Annotated in this window: 13 protein-coding genes; 6 read left to right on the forward strand and 7 right to left on the reverse strand. The window is 69.8% G+C overall.

Annotation, left to right across the window (positions count from 1 at the left end; all coding sequences use genetic code 11):
- The first annotated feature begins 492 nt into the window (after positions 1 to 492).
- Positions 493 to 1,932, forward strand: a complete 1,440-nt coding sequence (locus tag ACZ43N_RS06245) for a glycoside hydrolase family 43 protein (protein WP_468095341.1) — start codon at positions 493 to 495, stop codon at positions 1,930 to 1,932.
- 341 nt (positions 1,933 to 2,273) lie between these two features.
- On the opposite strand, the gene ACZ43N_RS06250 is transcribed toward ACZ43N_RS06245, so the two are convergent.
- Together ACZ43N_RS06250 and ACZ43N_RS06255 are read right to left on the reverse strand one after the other, a co-directional pair.
- Positions 2,274 to 3,782 (reverse strand): MFS transporter, encoded by a 1,509-nt coding sequence (locus ACZ43N_RS06250; protein WP_468095342.1) that lies wholly within the window; start codon positions 3,780 to 3,782, stop codon positions 2,274 to 2,276.
- Between the two features lie 108 nt (positions 3,783 to 3,890).
- Complete coding sequence (locus ACZ43N_RS06255) at positions 3,891 to 5,069, reverse strand: oxygenase MpaB family protein (protein WP_468095343.1); 1,179 nt, start codon at positions 5,067 to 5,069, stop codon at positions 3,891 to 3,893.
- Positions 5,070 to 5,398: 329 nt separating this feature from the next.
- On the opposite strand from ACZ43N_RS06255, the gene ACZ43N_RS06260 reads away from it, so the two are divergent.
- The gene (locus ACZ43N_RS06260; protein ID WP_468095344.1) at positions 5,399 to 6,064 is read left to right on the forward strand and encodes a TetR/AcrR family transcriptional regulator; all 666 of its coding nucleotides are present in this window, start codon (positions 5,399 to 5,401) and stop codon (positions 6,062 to 6,064) included.
- Between the two features lie 432 nt (positions 6,065 to 6,496).
- Here ACZ43N_RS06260 and ACZ43N_RS06265 read toward each other — a convergent pair whose 3' ends face one another.
- Genes ACZ43N_RS06265 through ACZ43N_RS06280 form a run of 4 tightly spaced genes read right to left on the reverse strand, consistent with a single transcriptional unit; the run spans position 6,497 to position 10,268 of the window.
- Complete coding sequence (locus tag ACZ43N_RS06265) at positions 6,497 to 7,165, reverse strand: response regulator (protein ID WP_468095345.1); 669 nt, start codon at positions 7,163 to 7,165, stop codon at positions 6,497 to 6,499.
- The gene (locus ACZ43N_RS06270; RefSeq protein ID WP_468095346.1) at positions 7,162 to 8,481 is read right to left on the reverse strand and encodes a sensor histidine kinase; all 1,320 of its coding nucleotides are present in this window, start codon (positions 8,479 to 8,481) and stop codon (positions 7,162 to 7,164) included. The genes ACZ43N_RS06265 and ACZ43N_RS06270 overlap by 4 nt, the downstream gene beginning before the upstream one ends.
- Positions 8,482 to 8,505: 24 nt before the next feature.
- Positions 8,506 to 9,339: an ABC transporter permease gene (locus tag ACZ43N_RS06275; RefSeq protein ID WP_468095348.1), complete on the reverse strand. Its 834-nt coding sequence runs from the start codon at positions 9,337 to 9,339 to the stop codon at positions 8,506 to 8,508.
- Positions 9,339 to 10,268 (reverse strand): ABC transporter ATP-binding protein, encoded by a 930-nt coding sequence (locus tag ACZ43N_RS06280; protein WP_468095350.1) that lies wholly within the window; start codon positions 10,266 to 10,268, stop codon positions 9,339 to 9,341. The genes ACZ43N_RS06275 and ACZ43N_RS06280 overlap by 1 nt, the downstream gene beginning before the upstream one ends.
- A 329-nt stretch (positions 10,269 to 10,597) precedes the next feature.
- Between ACZ43N_RS06280 and ACZ43N_RS06285 the strand changes: the two genes are divergently transcribed.
- From ACZ43N_RS06285 to ACZ43N_RS06300, 4 genes are all read left to right on the forward strand, one after another.
- On the forward strand, positions 10,598 to 11,131 hold the full coding sequence (locus ACZ43N_RS06285) for a 2,4'-dihydroxyacetophenone dioxygenase family protein (protein WP_436949512.1): 534 nt from the start codon (positions 10,598 to 10,600) through the stop codon (positions 11,129 to 11,131).
- A 31-nt stretch (positions 11,132 to 11,162) separates the two neighbouring features.
- Entirely contained in the window at positions 11,163 to 12,512 is a 1,350-nt protein-coding gene (locus ACZ43N_RS06290) for an MFS transporter (protein WP_468095351.1), read from the forward strand.
- Entirely contained in the window at positions 12,509 to 13,672 is a 1,164-nt protein-coding gene (locus ACZ43N_RS06295) for a 2,3-butanediol dehydrogenase (RefSeq protein WP_468095352.1), read from the forward strand. Before ACZ43N_RS06290 ends, ACZ43N_RS06295 begins: the two co-directional genes overlap by 4 nt.
- Before the next feature lie 360 nt (positions 13,673 to 14,032).
- Positions 14,033 to 14,989, forward strand: a complete 957-nt coding sequence (locus ACZ43N_RS06300) for a helix-turn-helix domain-containing protein (protein WP_468095354.1) — start codon at positions 14,033 to 14,035, stop codon at positions 14,987 to 14,989.
- A 191-nt stretch (positions 14,990 to 15,180) separates the two neighbouring features.
- Here the strand turns inward: ACZ43N_RS06300 and ACZ43N_RS06305 are convergent, their stop codons facing one another.
- Complete coding sequence (locus tag ACZ43N_RS06305) at positions 15,181 to 15,804, reverse strand: hypothetical protein (protein ID WP_468095355.1); 624 nt, start codon at positions 15,802 to 15,804, stop codon at positions 15,181 to 15,183.
- Positions 15,805 to 15,916: the final 112 nt, after the last annotated feature.

The raw sequence follows: 15,916 nt of genomic DNA on the forward strand, positions 1-15,916 counted from the left end.
CGGGGTACCACGGAGGTGACCACCCCGTGGTACCCCGCCTGGGCCGTACCGGTCATGTCATGACCGCCGCTGGGGGCGTGCCGCGCACACGTGGGGAAGTCGGGAGCTGCCGAGCGGGTGTCAACACCTTGCGCGGAAACACGTTGAAGATCCGTGCGCTCGGCCACCAACCACATCCATCGCCCCTCAGTGGCCGGACCGCGTGCTGCGTCACCGCGCTCGCCGAGCGCAACCGCCCCCTCGGGTCCGCGAACACAGTTGGCAAAGGTATTGACGCGTCCCTCTCCTCCCATTTGAATATGCCCGACTTTACGAACGATGTCCGAGGTTTCGAACAAAACGCTGGCGTCGCGCCCCTCCGACGGCCCCCTGCGCCTCGGTGGAGAGAAAAGTCGTCCGGTAGCCGCGTAGTCCCCTCAACACCGAGCCGCCCATGCCATCCCACTGCTCTTCTCACCCGACATTGGCATGGTAGAACGACAGGAAATGCGCATGTCCGCTGTTTTCGCACGGCTGTCGGCGATATTGGTCGCCGCCTGCCTGCTCTTCACCTCCCAAGTCCTGGCCACACCCCAGCAGGCGGCCGCCGCCGACCCGGGTTACCTGATGGCGCACTTCATCGGGGAGGGGTCGAACGGTCAGCAGATCTACTTCTCGCACAGCATCGACGGCCTGCACTGGAACGACCTCAACGGCGGGGGAGTGACCCTGCGCTCCACGGTCGGCACGAAGGGGGTGCGTGACCCCGCACTGGTCCGCTCACCCGACGGCAGCAAGTACTGGATCATCGCGACCGACCTGTGCATCGCCTGCGGGCAGTCGTGGGCGGACTCCATCAACAACGGCAGCCGCAACCTGGTGGTGTGGGAGTCGACGGACCTGGTCAACTGGTCGCAGCCGTGGCTGCTCAACGTCGCCGGCGCGATCCCCGACGGGCGCAACGCCTGGGCGCCGGAGGCGATCTGGAACCCGGCCACCAACGACTACGTCCTGTACTGGGCGACGAACGTGCCCCTCAACGGCGCGACGAAGCACCGTATCTTCTACGCCCGCACCAGCGACTTCCGCACCATCACCACCCCGCAGATCTACATCGACCGCCCCGGCAGCCAGGAACTCATCGACACCCAGATCGTCGAGGTGCCGGCCGGTGTGGGCAACTACCGCTACGTGCGGGCCTCCGGTGACGGCCAGATCACCCTGGAAGGCAGCAACTCGATCCTCGGGACCTGGACGCATCTCGGCAACCTCTCCGGCATCGGCCTGACCGGCACACAGGGACCCGGCAACACGGTCGAGGGCCCGATGTGGATGAAGTTCCGCGACCGCAACGAGTGGGCGCTCTACCTCGACCAGTACGCCACAGGACGCGGCTACATGCCGGTCACGACGACCAACCCCTCCGCCCCCGGCACCTACCAGATTCCGGCGGCGGGCAGCTACAACATGGGCGGGACGAAGAAGCGCCACGGTTCGATCCTGAACCTGACGGCCGCCGAGGAGAGCCGCGTGCTCGCCCGCTGGTCCGCGGCCAACCGGCTCCAGTCGTACAACTTCCAGGACCGGTACGTGCGGCACGCCAACTTCGACGTGCGCATCGACCAGAACATCACCAGCGACGACGCCAAGTTCCGACTGCGGCCCGGCCTGGCGGGCTCGGGAACCGTCTCCTTCGAGTCGGTGAACTACCCCGGGTACTTCCTGCGCCACTCCAACTACGACTTCCAACTGGTCCGCAACGACGGCACCGCCCAGTTCGCCGCCGACGCCACCTTCCGCCAGGTCGCCGGCCTCGCCGACTCCACCTGGTCCTCCTTCCAGTCGTACAACTTCCCCGACCGCTACATCCGCCACTACGCCTACGAACTGCGGCTGGACCCGATCACCACCGCGACAGCACGCAGCGACGCCACGTTCCGCGTGTCGAGCTGACCCCGCCGACAAGGAGGCCGACGCTCTCGGGCGACCTCCAGCCTGCCGCCCGCTCTCCCACCGGGGACGGGCGGCAGGCGGCATCCCGCAGTCGTTGCGAATCACCTGGTCAATGGGCCTGTGGGTGATTCTGGTATGGCTTCGGCGGGGGTCTAGTCGCCGCGCGCGATGCCCGTAGCGGGCTGGTGCGCTCGACCAGGATGCCGGTCGCCCACCTCCGTCGGCGGCCGACGCCCCACGTCGGCTGTACGACTTCCCGCCGCAGAGGACCGGCGACGCCGGCGCGCCCAAAGGGCCGAACCGACCCGTTGCACCGGGTCGGTTCGGCCCTTTCTCGGACGTCACATGTGTACGACGGGGGCGGCGTCCGGGTCCTGCTCCGGCACGCCGCGTCGGTAGAGGATGACGCTGATGACCAGTCCGACGGCGAAGAAGACGGCCGACCACCAGTAGGCGGTGGAGTAGGCCTCCAGGCCCGCATGGGCCTGCACCGCGGGGTCCCTGGGGTCCTTGCCGGTCAGATAGCCGGTGGCGGCGCTGGTGGCGAGGGTGTTGAGCAGGGCGGTGCCGATGGAGCCGCCGACCTGCATCATGGCGTTGACGGTGGCGGAGGCGACCCCGGAATGCTCGGCGTCCACGCCTGTGACGGCCAGGCTCATGCCAGGGGGCATCACCAGGCCGAGGCCGAGACCCACCACGACGAGAGTCGGCAGGATGTCCGTGACGTAGGAGCTGTGCAGTTCGAGGGCGGTCATCCAGACCATGCCGGCGGCGGCCAGGCCCATGCCGAGCGGGACCACCGGCTTGGGGCCGATGCGGGGGATCAGCACACTGGTGGCAAGGGTGGAGCTGATCACCAGCGCGCCGGTCATGGGCAGGAAGGCCAGCCCGGTCTCGAAGGGCGTGTAGCCGAGGCTCTGCTGCAGGTAGTAGGTGAGGAAGAGGAACACCCCGAACATGCCGGCGCCGCTGATCAACACGGCGATGAAGGAGGCGCCGCGGTTGCGGTCGAGCAGCACGCGCAGGGGCAGCAGAGGATGGGAGGACCTGGTCTGCCACACGGTGAACGCTGCGAGCAGGACGACTCCGGCGACCAGCCAGCCCCACGTTTGCGGCGAACTCCAGTCATGGCTCTCGGCGTTGGCGAAGCCGTAGACCAGGCTGAACAGGCCGCCGCCGACGAGGATGGCGCCGGGGATGTCCAGGCTGGTGGTCTTGTCGCGGTGGGAACGGCGCAGAAGGAGGGCACCTCCGAGGAACGCCGCACCGGCGAAGACGAGGTTGACGTAAAGGGTCCAGCGCCAGTCGAGGTGCTCGGTGAGCACACCGCCGAGCAGCAGGCCGATGGCACCGCCGGCGCCGGCGACGGCGCCGTAGACACCGAAGGCCCTTGCGCGCTCCTTGGGGTCGGTGAACGTCGTGGTCAGCAGCGACATCGCGGCCGGGGCGAGCAAGGCCCCGAACAGGCCCTGACCGACGCGCGCGGCGACCAGCATCTCGAAGCTGTTCGCGGCGCCGCCCAAGGCGGAGGCCCCGGCGAAGCCGACCAGTCCGACCAGGAAGGTGATCTTACGGCCGAACAGGTCGGCTATGCGTCCGCCGAGCAGCAGCAGGCTGCCGAAGGCGAGGGCATAGGCGGTGACGACCCACTGCCGGTCGCCGTCGGAGAAGCCCAAGTCCTTCTGGGCCGAGGGCAGGGCGATGTTCACGATCGTCGAGTCGAGCACCACCATGAGCTGGGCCACGCCGATGACGGTGAGGATCCACCAGCGATGGCGAGGTGGTGCGCCGGAGGACGGGAGCGGGGACACGGTGGCCTCGGCCGGTGTGTCGAGGGACGTTTGCGACATGACGAAGTCTCCAGAAAAGTGGTCAAGGAGCAGAAGGTGCGGTGATGTGATGCGGACGGCTGCTTCGTTGGAGCTCGTCACGTGACGCGGTCTGTGATCGCGTAGCCGTCAGGCCGCCGGCGTACCTGAGCGACGGACTCCCGCACGGCGCTGAAGAGCGACACCGAGGGGAAGGACAGCCGCGATCGGTTGCGATTCGGGCCCGGGCTCTTCGGCGGCCTGTCGGCGGGCTGCCTGCGCCGAGGCGGGGGAGAAGGTCTGCCAGTACCGGGCCTGCCGGTTCAAGGTGCTGATCAGCGGCATCAGGTCGGTCGCGGCCGGGACGTCGGGGATGCCCAGCCGGTCTGCTGCCGTGTTCCCGAGGGACCGCCGCAGCACGCGGTGGATGAGGTCTTCCAGCTGCTCCTCGGACAGGACCGCGCCCGGCGCGTGAGCCGTCGCGTGGGCCTGTGCGCCGATCATGGCGGCTGTCGCAGCGCGTGAGGTGTCATCGGGTGTGGCCGTCATGGTGTTCAGCAGGTCCTGCAGACGGCGGGCGTCGGCGTGGTCGGTGACGTCCTTGTACAGGCACGCGTCGAGCCCGAGGAGGTGGGCGACGTAGGACCAGTACCGGTAGAGGTGCTTCTCCTCCTCGGCAGTGATGTCGATGCCGACGGCTGCCAGGGCCTGGAAGGCGAAGAGGGTGAAGCCGAGCCAGGTGCGTGCCATGTCGAGCTGTCCGATCGGCAGACCCGGGACGCCCATGTCCCATTCCGTGAGGGAGGCGGCCCGCATGCGGGCGTGGCGCAGCCGAACCTCGACGGTGGCCACGTACCCGGGCCCTCCACGCAGCAGCCCACCCGGTCGGATGGCCTGCCGCACCCACACCCCGGTCTCCGCGAGCCGAGGCGAAACGGTCGGCGTGGGCCTGTCGGCTCGCGTCAGCAGCCGTGCGGTGGCCGGGGATGCGTAGGTGTGCGCCAGCGCGCTGGTGATCGCGCACAGCCCGAACCACATGGGCGGGACCGACAGGCTCACGACATCGCCGCGGTGGAGCATCAGAGGGTCGACCCAGGAAGGGGCCGTCTCCACCTGCTCCAGCAGCTCGGCGACGGCTTCCGGGGGCTGCTCGCCGAGACCTGCCAGCCCTTTCCTGAGACCGGCGTCGAGAGCCTGCCGCGCCTCGGGGCCGTAGAGGTCCAGTTCGGCGATGACGGCGTCGGCGAGCGGATCCCCGGCGGTGACCAGCGGCGCCAGGCGGTCGGCCTTCAGGGAGGGCCGGCGGCCCGCCGCTTCCAGGGCAATCACTCGTTCGAAGGGTGTGTGGGGGGTGTGGTTCGCGGGCATGTGGCTCTCTCACTTCCGGCAAGGTGCGACCAGGGCGTCGGACGCACTCAGTTCCCCGTGCCGGTCGGGAAGGTGGGGATGTCCGTCACGAACAACCTCTGACACCTGTCAGATTAGTGTCAATCTGACAGGTGTCAAGTAAGCTTTTTCTCGTGGCCCCAGGGTTGGGCTGCCGGCAACCCCCGCAGGCGGCCGAGGCAGGTCTCTTCGGGAAGAGCGCGAGGCCGACGAACGACGCCTGTGAGGTGCACGCCGCGCAGGACCGAACCACAGCAGTCATGGAGGCAGTGATGGGAGTACGAACCGAGTCCGTCAGGCGGCCGGGGCGCCCAGGGGCCGGCACTCCGGCGGTGCCCGAGGAGGAGAGCATCCTCCAGCGGGGCCTCGAGGCCTTCGCGGAGCTGGGCTACGACCGTGCCTCCGCACGTGAACTGGCCCGCCGCCTGGGCGTCAGCCACAACTTCATCAACGACCGGTACGGGTCGAAGGCGGCCTTCTGGCGTGCGGTCATGGACCATGCGCTGGGCCCGCAACTGGAGGGCCTGCTACAGGCGGATTCCGGGATCGACGATGCCGAGCGGCTGCGCCAGATCGTCACCGGCTTCTACCGCGCCGCGGCGGACACGCCGTTGATCGGACGCGTCTTCGTCGACGAGTCCTCCCGGGACACCGAACGGCTGGATTACCTGTACGAGCGCTTCGTCGCTCCGACCCTGCAGCTCATGACGCCCAGCATCGAGCGGCTCGTCGCCTCCGGACGCATGGCGCCCATTGCGAAGGACGTGCTGTTCTTCGCTGTCATCCCGCCCGTCGCGGGAATGGTGGAGGGCCCCCTGGCGCGGCGCCTCGGCCGACCGGAATCCGTCTCGTCGCAGCAGCTCACCGACACAGCGGAGGCGCTGGCGACGCTCGTGGTCAACGGACTCCTCGCGACGGGGGCGCCAAGGGACCGGTGAACTCGGCCGGGTGCCCGTCCGGCGGATCTTGGAGCCGGTAGCAGGCTCGATGCACAGATCGGCCGGGGCGACCCGCTGCAGCCGGCTCCGACGGCCGGCTCGCCACTCCAAGAGGGCCATGCCGTTCCCGCTCGGCACCGACGGCGTGGAGGCCACCGGCCGGAACGTCGCCGTCGGCGGCCGTACCCGCGTGCTGATCCTCGCGACCTACGCGTCGGGCACCGGCGTCAGGTACTTCGGTGCGACGGCCGTCCCCTCCTGCAGGCCCAGGGCACCGGTGACCAGCGGCTCGGATATCCGTGCGGGAACCCGTTCGCCAAGCCGGACCACGGAACGGGTGTCGCGCGAGCAGGTGCGCCGCTCACCGGATGTCGACGTCCGCTCCGGCCCGCGGCTGACGGCTCGGAGCGGTCCGCGGCAGGTATTGGTCGGCTACGACTTGGCTCTGACCAGGCCGGTGTCGTACGCCGTGATGACGGCCTGGATGCGGTCGCGGGCGCCGATCTTGGCGAGTACGCGGCCCACGTGCTTCTTGACAGTGGATTCGGTCAGGACGAGGCGCTCGGCGATTTCGGTGTTGGTCCAGCCCTGGCCGATGGCGACGAGGACTTCGCGTTCGCGGTCGGTGAGGGTCTTCAGGCGGGGGTCCTGGGCGGGTGGCCTGTCCGCGGGGGCCAGGACCCGGTTGGTGTAGGCGTCCAAGAGGCGACGGGTGAGGCGGGGGGAGACGACGGCGTCGCCGGTGGCGACCGCGTGGATGCCGGCGACGAGTTCCTCGGGGCGGGCGTCCTTGAGCAGGAAGCCGCCGGCGCCGGCGCGCAGGCCGTCGTAGGCGTACTCGTCGAGGTCGAAAGTGGTGACGATGAGGACGCGGGTGCGGCCGCCCGCGGCGATGATGCGACGGGTGGCCTCGATGCCGTCCATGCCGGGCATGCGGATGTCCATGAGGACGACGTCGGGGCGCAGTTCGGCAGCCAATCGGACGGCCTCTGCGCCGTGTCCCGCCTCGCCGACCGGGGTCAGGCCGGGCGTGCCCTCCAAAAGCATACGCACGCCCATGCGTTGCAGGGGCTGGTCGTCAGCTATGAGGACGGTGGTCATGGCTGATGATCTCCTGGGGGTACTTCGAGGACGACGTCGACGAGCCAGCCGTGGCCGGCGGCACGCGGGCCGAGGGTGACGGTGCCGCCGTACATGGCGGCCCGCTGGCGGATGCCGACGAGGCCGTGCCCGGCGTCGCCGGACCGCGCCCCGGCGGCGGCTGCGCCGGTGTCGGCGACCTTGATGTGCACGGTGTCGGTGTCCGTGGTGACGGCGACATCGGCCGTGGCGGCCGGCCTGGCGTGTTTAAGGGTGTTGGTGAGGGCTTCCTGGACGATGCGGTACACGGTGAGCTGAACGCCGCTGCCGAGGGCGTCGAGGTCGCCCGTCGTCCGGTAGGTCACGGGCAGCCCCGCCGCTCGAACGCGCGTCAGCAACGCGTCCAGGTCCCGGATGCCGGGCTGTGGGCCGAGCAGCCGCTCGTCCTCTTCAGGGCCCCGCTCGTCGCGCAGCACGCCGAGGACCTGCCGGAGTTCGCTCATCGCCTGGCGGCCGGTGTCGGCGAGGATGCGCAGGGCGTCGGCGGACGTCTCGCCGCGGTTGGCGGCGAGGGTGGCGGCGCCGTCGGCGACGCTGACCATGACGGAGAGGTTGTGGCCGACGATGTCGTGCATCTCCCGGGCGATGCGGGTGCGTTCGGCGGCGGTGGTGAGCCGGATGCGCTGGACCTGCTCGATCTCCAGGCGTGTGGCCCGGTCCTCGAGTGCCGCGAGGTAGAGGCGGCGGATCCGCAGCGTCAGGCCGATGGCGATGGCCGCCGTCGCCGTGCCCATCAGGAAGAAGAGACCGAGGAACGGGTGCTCGACAGGGGCCAGTAGCCCCACCGCCATGGCCAGTTCGGCCGTGGTGAGAGCGGCGGCCACGCCGAGCGCGCGCAGTGATCCGTGCAGGGCAAGGCTGTAGAGGGCGATGAGCGCGGGCATGCCGGTCTGCTGCCACACACCCAGCGACCACTGAGCCAGCAACACCGCGGAGATCACCCAGTACGTGGCGGCCGGGGCCCTGCGGCGCCACCACAGCGGTACGACGAGCGCGACGGCGAAGGCGACCAGCACCGGCATCGGCAAGTGGCTGCGGTCCGTCGTGTCCCCGAAGGGGCCGTGGCGGCTGGGTGAGAGCAGGTCGGGGAGGCTGAACAGGGCGACGACGAGGACGACCGCGGTGTCGAGCACCCACGGATGCCGCTGGTCCAGTCGGCGTCGGGCGCTCCGACCGCGCAGTATCCGGCCCAGGAGGGGGTGTGCCCAGGCGTCGGCGAGCCCGGGGGACGGCGCGGTGGTCGTCCCCCGGGTGATGGTCGCGGGCGTCTGTCTCATGATCCCACTGTCTCGCACCGCCGTTCAGGCGTCGTTCTTGAGGAGCCGCCAGGCGGCTCCGGCGAGGGTGAGGGCCACCCACCCGGCGAAGACGGCGAGTCCCGCTCCGGGGGACAGGGCGTCGGAGGAGTCGTGCAGGGCGTACATCGCCGAGCCCGCGTTGCTGGGGAAGTAGGGGTTGATGTTGTCGTAGAGGGAGTCGGGCAGCAGGGAGGCCAGGCCCGGGAGGATGAGCAGGACGCCGACCAGGACCGCGATCGCCCCGGCGCTGGAGCGCAGCAGCATGCCCAGGGCGACGCCCGCGACGGCGACCAGGGCGAGGTAGAGGCCGGCACCGGCCAGGCTGCGCAGTACACCGTCGTCGCTCAGGGACAGGGCGATCTTCTCGCCGTCCAGGCCCAGGGTGCCCAGTTGGAACGCGGCGAGGGCGCCGAGCGTGGTCAGGACCAGGATGACGGCGCCGATCACGGCGGCCTTGGACCACAGGACCGGCAGGCGGCGGGGGACGGCGGTGAGGGTGGAGCGGATCATGCCGGTGGTGTACTCGCCGGCCGACAACAGGACGCCGAGCACACCGACGGCCAGCGACGCGAAGGTCACCCCGAGCAGGGCGAGGCTGACCGCGTCCTGCTCGCCGGAACCCGGTCCGGGCGGTCCGTCCTGGGCAGGCGCGTCGGGGCTGTAGGTGGCGGAGGCGATCGAGCCGAGGGCGATTAGCAGGACCACGGCGACAGCGAGGGTGATCCAACTGGAGCGCAGCGACCAGAACTTGGCCCACTCCGCGCGCAGCACCCGTGGACCGGTGACCTTGTAGGCCGGGGTGTTGGTCCGGGCGGGGGAGAGTTCGGTGACGGTCATCAGGCTGCCTTTCGCTCGGTCTCGACGGGATGGCTCTGGTACTCGACGACGTCCCTGGTCAGGTCCATGAACGCCGCCTCCAACGAGACGGCCTGCGGGGTGAGCTCGTACAACGCCACCCCGTGCTCGGCCGCGATCCGCCCTATCTCCCGGGCATCGCGTCCAAAGACCAGGAGTTCCTCGGCGGACGAGGAGGAGATCGTCATGTCCGGCCCCGCCAGCAGCGAGCGCAGCCTGCCGGCCTCGGCGGAGGCGACCTTCACGCCGCCGCCGCTTGCCTCCCGGGTGAAGTCGTCGACGGTGGTGTCCGCGAGCAGCCGCCCACGGCCGATGATCACCAGATGGTCCGCGATCATCGCCGTCTCGCTCATCAGGTGCGAGGAGAGCATCACCGCCCGGCCCTCGTCGGCCAGCGAACGCAGCAGATTGCGCACCCACAGCACGCCCTCGGGGTCCAGGCCGTTGACCGGCTCGTCGAGCATGACGATCGCGGGGTCGCCGAGCAGGGCCGCCGCGATACCGAGCCGCTGGCCCATGCCGAGCGAGAAGGCCCCGACCCGCTTACCGGCCACGCTGGTCAGTCCGGCCAGTTCGATGACCTCGTCGACCCGGCGGCGCGGAATGCCGTGCGTGTACGCGAGCGCCATCAGATGGCTGAACGCGCTGCGGCCGGGGTGGACCGACCTGGCCTCCAGCAGGGTGCCGATCTCGTGCAGCGGTGCCATGTGCTTCGCGTACGACTTGCCGTTGACCGTCACCGAGCCCTTGGTGGGGGAATCCAGGCCGACGATCATGCGCATGGTGGTGGACTTGCCGGCACCGTTGGGGCCGAGGAAGCCGGTGACCTCACCGGGCTTGACGGTGAAACTCAACTCGTCGACGACGGTCTTGTCGCCGTACCGTTTGGTCAGCTCACGCGCTTCGATCATGGGAGTGGGCCTTTCCCCTCGGACTCGGCCGGGCGAGCGCCGCGGCCTGTGCAGTCGACGTTAGGAGCGCGGCCATCCCGAAGCCTGGGACTACGGGGGACACTTGCCCGCCCCAGTGGTACCGCGGTGCCACTCGGCGCTGATCACTTGTACGCCTCAGGTATGACACCCCGGCGGGTAGGTGGGGGAGCCGGCCCACCGCCGCGCACTGGAGGTCGTGGAGGCGGCGCATGTCCCAAACAGGCAATCCGCCATGTCTCCCACGGGAAAGACCTGGCCACGGCTCTAGGGGTTCACTATCGGCCACCTCGACGAAAAGGAGCCGAAACATGCCCGAGGAAGCCAGGTCGGAATTCTGGAAGGGCCTCAAGCCGATCACCGACTCGGTGAAGCCCGACGCGCAGCCGGAGGTCTATCTGTCCCAGGTGGCCACCGACGACGACCGGTACTACGCACCGCTCAGCGAGACCGTCGGCTCGCGCCCGCTGTGGATCAACGTCAAGGACAACTCCTGGGCCGACATCCTCTGCGCCAAGCAGGCCGGACTCGTCAACCGGCACTACCACCCGCACGAGGTGTTCGCGTACACGATCTCCGGCAAGTGGGGCTACCTGGAGCGGCCCTGGACCGCGCGGGCCGGTGACTTCGTCTACGAGGCCCCCGGCGAGGGACACACGCTGGTGGCCTACGAGAGCGACGAGCCGATGAAGGCGTTCTTCATCGTCAAGGGGCCGTTGATCTGGCTGGACGAGGACGGCAACACCACCGGCTACTTCGATGTCCACGACTACATCGAGCTGTGCAGGAACCACTACGAGAAGGTCGGCATCGGTGCCGACTACGTCAACTCACTCTTCCGGTGACCCCGGTCCCGCCGCTCCGAACGAGGTTCCGATGTCACGTATCCGTACCCGTGTGCGGCCCGACGCAGAAGCGCCCGCGGACACCGACGGTGCAGCACACCGCTATGAGAACCGGCTGCTGCTGATCCTCTTCCTGGCCTTCGGATTCGTCTTCTTCGACCGCCAGGCGTTGCCGTTCCTTGCCCCGTTCATCAGCAAGGAGATCCATCTGTCCAACACCGAACTGGGCACCCTGTCCGGAGTGCTGGCCCTCACCTGGGCACTGTCCGGGCTGGTCGCCGGCCGGCTGTCGGACAAGCTCGGCAGACGCAAACCCATTCTGATCGCCGCGGTGGTCCTCTTCTCCTGCTTCTCCGCGGCGGGCGGGCTGATGACGGGCTTCCTCGGCCTCCTCGTCGCCCGGGCCCTGATGGGCGTGGCGGAGGGAGCCGTGCTGCCGCTGGCCCAGTCACTGATGGTGGAGGCGTCCCGGGAGAGCCGTCGCGGTCTCAACATGGGGCTGCTCCAGGGCTCGTCGGCAGGCCTGATGGGCGGGATCCTCGCCCCGCTGGCGGTGGTGTGGCTGGCTGAGCTCCATGGCTGGCGCACGGCCTTGCTCGTGACGATCGTGCCTGGTCTGCTCATCGCGGTCTGGATCGCCAAGTCGGTCAGGGAGGTGCCGCCCGGCGGCCGGATCCAGGTCGCCACCGTCGATGCCGAGGCCGTCCCCGAGACGACGGCCGCCTCCAAGCCGTCGGTGCGGGAGGTTCTGGGACACCGCAACATCGTCCTGTGCATGGCGATCGCGTGCTGCTACCTGACCTGGTTCATCGTCATCGTCACCTTCACCCCTACGTACCTGCTGACCGTCAAGGGTTTCTCCCCGAGCACCATGAGCGGCGTCATGACCTGCCTGGGAGTGGGGTGGGTCCTGTGGGGGTTCCTCACCCCGGCCGTCTCCGACCGCATCGGCCGCAAGGCGACCATGATCGCCTTCTCCGCGACAGCGGCCCTGTGTCCGCTGGCAGTGGTCTACGTCACCGATCCTGTTGTGCTGGGCCTGGTCATCGTGCTCAGCTACACCGGGCTCGGCTGTTTCACCCTGTTCATGGCCACCATCCCCGCCGAGACGGTGCCCCGTGGCGCGCTGGCCACCGCACTCGGCCTGGTCATGGGAGTCGGCGAGCTGGCCGGTGGCTTCCTCGCTCCGGTGATCGCCGGGCGCGCGTCGGACGTCTGGGGCCTGCAGACGGCCATGTTCATCTCCGCCGGCGGCGCCGTCGCCGTCGTTCTGCTCTCCCTCGGCCTGCGGGAGACCGCGCCGGGCGTGCTGCGTCGGCGGGCCGCCCGGGCCGAGGCCGCGGTCGGCCCGGGCGCGGTGGTGGCGGGAGCGGCCGAATGAGGGCCGACACGCGGCGTATGCGGGCCGCTGTCTGGTACGGAGCCGGGGACGTCCGGATAGCCGAGGTGGACGCTCCCACACCCGGGCGCGGCGAGGTGCTCATCAAGGTCGCCTACTGCGGCATCTGCGGCAGCGACCTGCACGAGTACGTCGACGGACCACACGCGATCCCCGTCGCGAAGCCGCATCCGGCTTCCGGCGTCACAGCTCCGCTCGTCCTCGGCCACGAGTTCTGTGGGACCGTAGTGGCCCTCGGGGCGTCGGTGACCGACCTGACGGTCGGCGACCGGGTGGCGGTCGAACCGAACTACCGGTGCGGGGAGTGCCCACGGTGCCGGGCAGGTGAGTACAACATCTGCCGACACTTCGGGTTCGCCGGGCTGATGGGGAACGGCGGCATGGCCGAGTACGCCGCCATCCCCGCCTATATGGCGCACCGCCTCCCCGAGAACGTGTCGCTGGAGCAGGCCGCGCTCTTCGAACCAGCCTCGGTCGCCCTGCACGCCCTACGGCGCGCCGGGGCCCTGCCCGAGACAGTGGCGGTGGTCGGCCTGGGCCCGGTCGGCCTGCTCACCGTCCGGCTCGCCGCCGAACGCGAGGTGCGGCGCATCGTCGCCGTCGACGTTTCCCCGGCTCGCCTGCACCGCGCCGCCGGGCTGGGCGCCACCGATCTGGTCGACGCCGGCGTGGAGGAAAGAGCCGGGGAGCGGATCCGTGAGCTGACCGGCGGTGAGGGCGTCGATGTCGCGTTCGAAGTGGTCGGATCCGAGAGCGCCCTGCGCACCTGCCTGGCCGCGACCCGGGGCGGCGGCCGGGTCGTCCTCGTCGGGCTGGCCCCTCAGGTGTCCCTGGACACCTTCGCACTGGTCAACAACGAGCAGTCGATCGTCGCCAGCGTCGGCTACCGCGAGACCTATCCGGAACTCATCCGGCTCGTCGCCGAGCGAGGGCTGGACCTGACACCGGTCGTCACCTCGACCATCGCCCTCGACGCCCTGGTCCCCCACGGCTTCGAGGCGCTGCTGGACGGTCGGGGAAACCAGGTCAAGATCCTGGTCGACCCCGCCGCACACCGTGACGGCCTCGACCACCTCGTCCCCTGCACGGCGTCAGCCGAGACCGCGACGCATACGACCTCGGCTAGCGGGAGGAGGTGCTGACCTGGGCTCACCGCGATCGTGCAGGCGTGGGCCGGCCGGCGCGCCCCCGGCTCGCACTCCGGCCGGCCCCGGGACGGCGCCTCCCGACTGACCGGTCCCGGCCGGCCGAGCACACGACGGACGGCAGCCGCGTGAACGCGCCGGCACCGGGCTCGGACGCCGTGCCCCCGCCTGCGCGAGCCGTGACGCGGCAGCGCACCGGGAGGTACTCTCGCCCGGAGACAGCACCAGGCACCTCCGACGGCCCCTCACGTCAGAGCACGAGGCCCAGCCCAGCGGCCGGATCGACTCCCTGTTGTCACGGCAGAACAGTCCTGCACCACAGTCATCAGGGAAGCACGGGCCGGAAAGGAGACTCAGGTGAACCTGCCTATCGTCTCCCGCGTGTCCACGCAGTCGGTCGATCCGGCGGACCGCATCGACTTCTGGGAGGAACACAACCGCCAGGCTCTGGTGGGCTTGACATGCTCGTCGTACTCGCGGGAGGGCCTGCTGGCCACGGAGACGAACGTCGAGCTGGGGGACCTGCGGCTGGCCGAGATCGCCGGCAACGAGCACGTCATCGAACGGACCCCACGGACCTGCCAGGCCCTGCCGAAGGACTCGATCTTCGTCACGCTGTTGACGGCGGGCAGCGGGGTGTTCTTCCACGAGGGCGGCTGCGTCACCCTGCGGACGGGCGACCTGATTCTCTACGACACGAGGCGGCCCTATCTGTTCGGGTTCCCCTCTCCCATGCGTCAGTTGCTGGTGGACATTCCGCGTGAGGTGTTCGCCGCGCAGTGTGCCTCCGGCGAGGTGTCCGCACCGATACTGCTCGGCACGGGGTCGGCCGCCGAAGGTGCCCAGGCTTCCGCACTGGAGGCGGTACTGGCCGACTGGGTCACGGGGCAGGGCGGCGAGGACTCGGTCAGCACTCAGGCCACCGTGCTGGACCTCGTCCGTACGCTGGCCGCACCGAGGCTGGGCGGTTCCGCGTCGCCCGCCATGCTCTCCCAGCTGGCGGTGGCCAAGGACTACATAGCCCGGCACCTTACCGACCCCGGGCTGAGCTCGGGGATGGTCGCGGAGGCGATCGGAGTGTCCGCGCGGCACCTCAGCCGTATCTTCCAGCCGACCGGGGTGAGCCCCTCCCGATACATCCTCGAACAGCGGCTCGGCAAGGCCCGGCAGGTGCTCGCCGATCCGAGCTCCCGCCATCTGACGATCGCCGAAGTCGCCCATTGCTGGGGCTTTGCCAGTCAGGCCCACTTCACCCGGGTCTTCCGGAGCCGTTTCGGCCGCACACCCGGAGAAACGCGCCCGTTCAACAGCTGAACCGGTGTCTGCGGGACAGTGTGCGTGCACCCATCGGACGGCCACGAGCTGACCGCTGTGCCCGGCCCTGGGCCCGACGATCTTACGAATGACCGTCTCGGGCCCACGCCTGGACGGTAGGACAAGCTCAGACATGCACGTCACCGGCGACCGAACGATGTTCCCCTGGCCGGACCGGCCGAACTCGTCCGTCAAGCCGAGCTGATGGAGTCCTGCCGCCCCGACCCGGTCCCGCTGCTGCGGCCGGCGATGTCGACCCCGCATAAATCCCCAAAGGTGCGGATGCGAGTACGCAGGCGTGCATTCCGGTCGTCTGCTGGTGACGGGCGTGGTCCAGGTTGCGCTGGTGGGCCGGGGCGGTCCGGGCGGCGGTGAGGAGCTTGCCGGGCACGGCGGTGTCGATGTCGGTACCGAGCGAGGGCGCGGAACAGCCCGGCGGCGCGCACGGCCTCCCAGCCGGGTGCGGGTTCCCCGCCGCTCTGGTGCATCGAGACGGCGAGCCCGCGTGCCGCGCCGACGTGGGAATAGGCCACCGCGGCCTCGGGGGGAGGAACACTGCGGGCCCTGGACCGCCATGCCCAGGGCCCAACGTTGTGGCACCAGTCGCCGAGGGTGGTCGTACCGCAGTCGAGCTGGTTCAGTGCGCCGGCGAGGTTGCTGATGCGCATGTCGGACGGGGTGTCGTGCCCGACGCGCTCGCCGTCGAGGTGGGTGAGGTACTGCATCAGCGTCCAGTCGGCGCCCACGGAGCGCAGCGCGGTCTGCCAGGTGTGCGGGTGGGCGTTGACCAGGCCCGGGATGACGGGAATGTCCATCAGTGGGCAGGAATGCAAAGCCTTTGACGCTGTCGGGCATGCCATGTCCTACCGGCGTCCGTGGCGAGTTCGCGCTACGGAGTAGCGGAGATTGGTTGGATGCTTCTTGCGG

The sequence above is a fragment of the Streptomyces sp. NPDC030814 genome (assembly GCF_055572155.1).

Excerpts from the sequence above, each read along its gene's own strand:
- ACZ43N_RS06265 (WP_468095345.1), bottom strand. The coding sequence starts at position 7,165 with ATGACCACCGTCCTCATAGCTGACGACCAGCCCCTGCAACGCATGGGC.
- ACZ43N_RS06275 (WP_468095348.1), bottom strand. The coding sequence starts at position 9,339 with ATGACCGTCACCGAACTCTCCCCCGCCCGGACCAACACCCCGGCCTAC.
- ACZ43N_RS06260 (WP_468095344.1), top strand. The coding sequence starts at position 5,399 with ATGGGAGTACGAACCGAGTCCGTCAGGCGGCCGGGGCGCCCAGGGGCC.
- ACZ43N_RS06245 (WP_468095341.1), top strand. The coding sequence starts at position 493 with ATGTCCGCTGTTTTCGCACGGCTGTCGGCGATATTGGTCGCCGCCTGC.
- ACZ43N_RS06250 (WP_468095342.1), bottom strand. The coding sequence starts at position 3,782 with ATGTCGCAAACGTCCCTCGACACACCGGCCGAGGCCACCGTGTCCCCG.
- ACZ43N_RS06290 (WP_468095351.1), top strand. The coding sequence starts at position 11,163 with ATGTCACGTATCCGTACCCGTGTGCGGCCCGACGCAGAAGCGCCCGCG.
- ACZ43N_RS06305 (WP_468095355.1), bottom strand. The coding sequence starts at position 15,804 with ATGGACATTCCCGTCATCCCGGGCCTGGTCAACGCCCACCCGCACACC.
- ACZ43N_RS06270 (WP_468095346.1), bottom strand. The coding sequence starts at position 8,481 with ATGAGACAGACGCCCGCGACCATCACCCGGGGGACGACCACCGCGCCG.
- ACZ43N_RS06280 (WP_468095350.1), bottom strand. The coding sequence starts at position 10,268 with ATGATCGAAGCGCGTGAGCTGACCAAACGGTACGGCGACAAGACCGTC.
- ACZ43N_RS06295 (WP_468095352.1), top strand. The coding sequence starts at position 12,509 with ATGAGGGCCGACACGCGGCGTATGCGGGCCGCTGTCTGGTACGGAGCC.
- ACZ43N_RS06285 (WP_436949512.1), top strand. The coding sequence starts at position 10,598 with ATGCCCGAGGAAGCCAGGTCGGAATTCTGGAAGGGCCTCAAGCCGATC.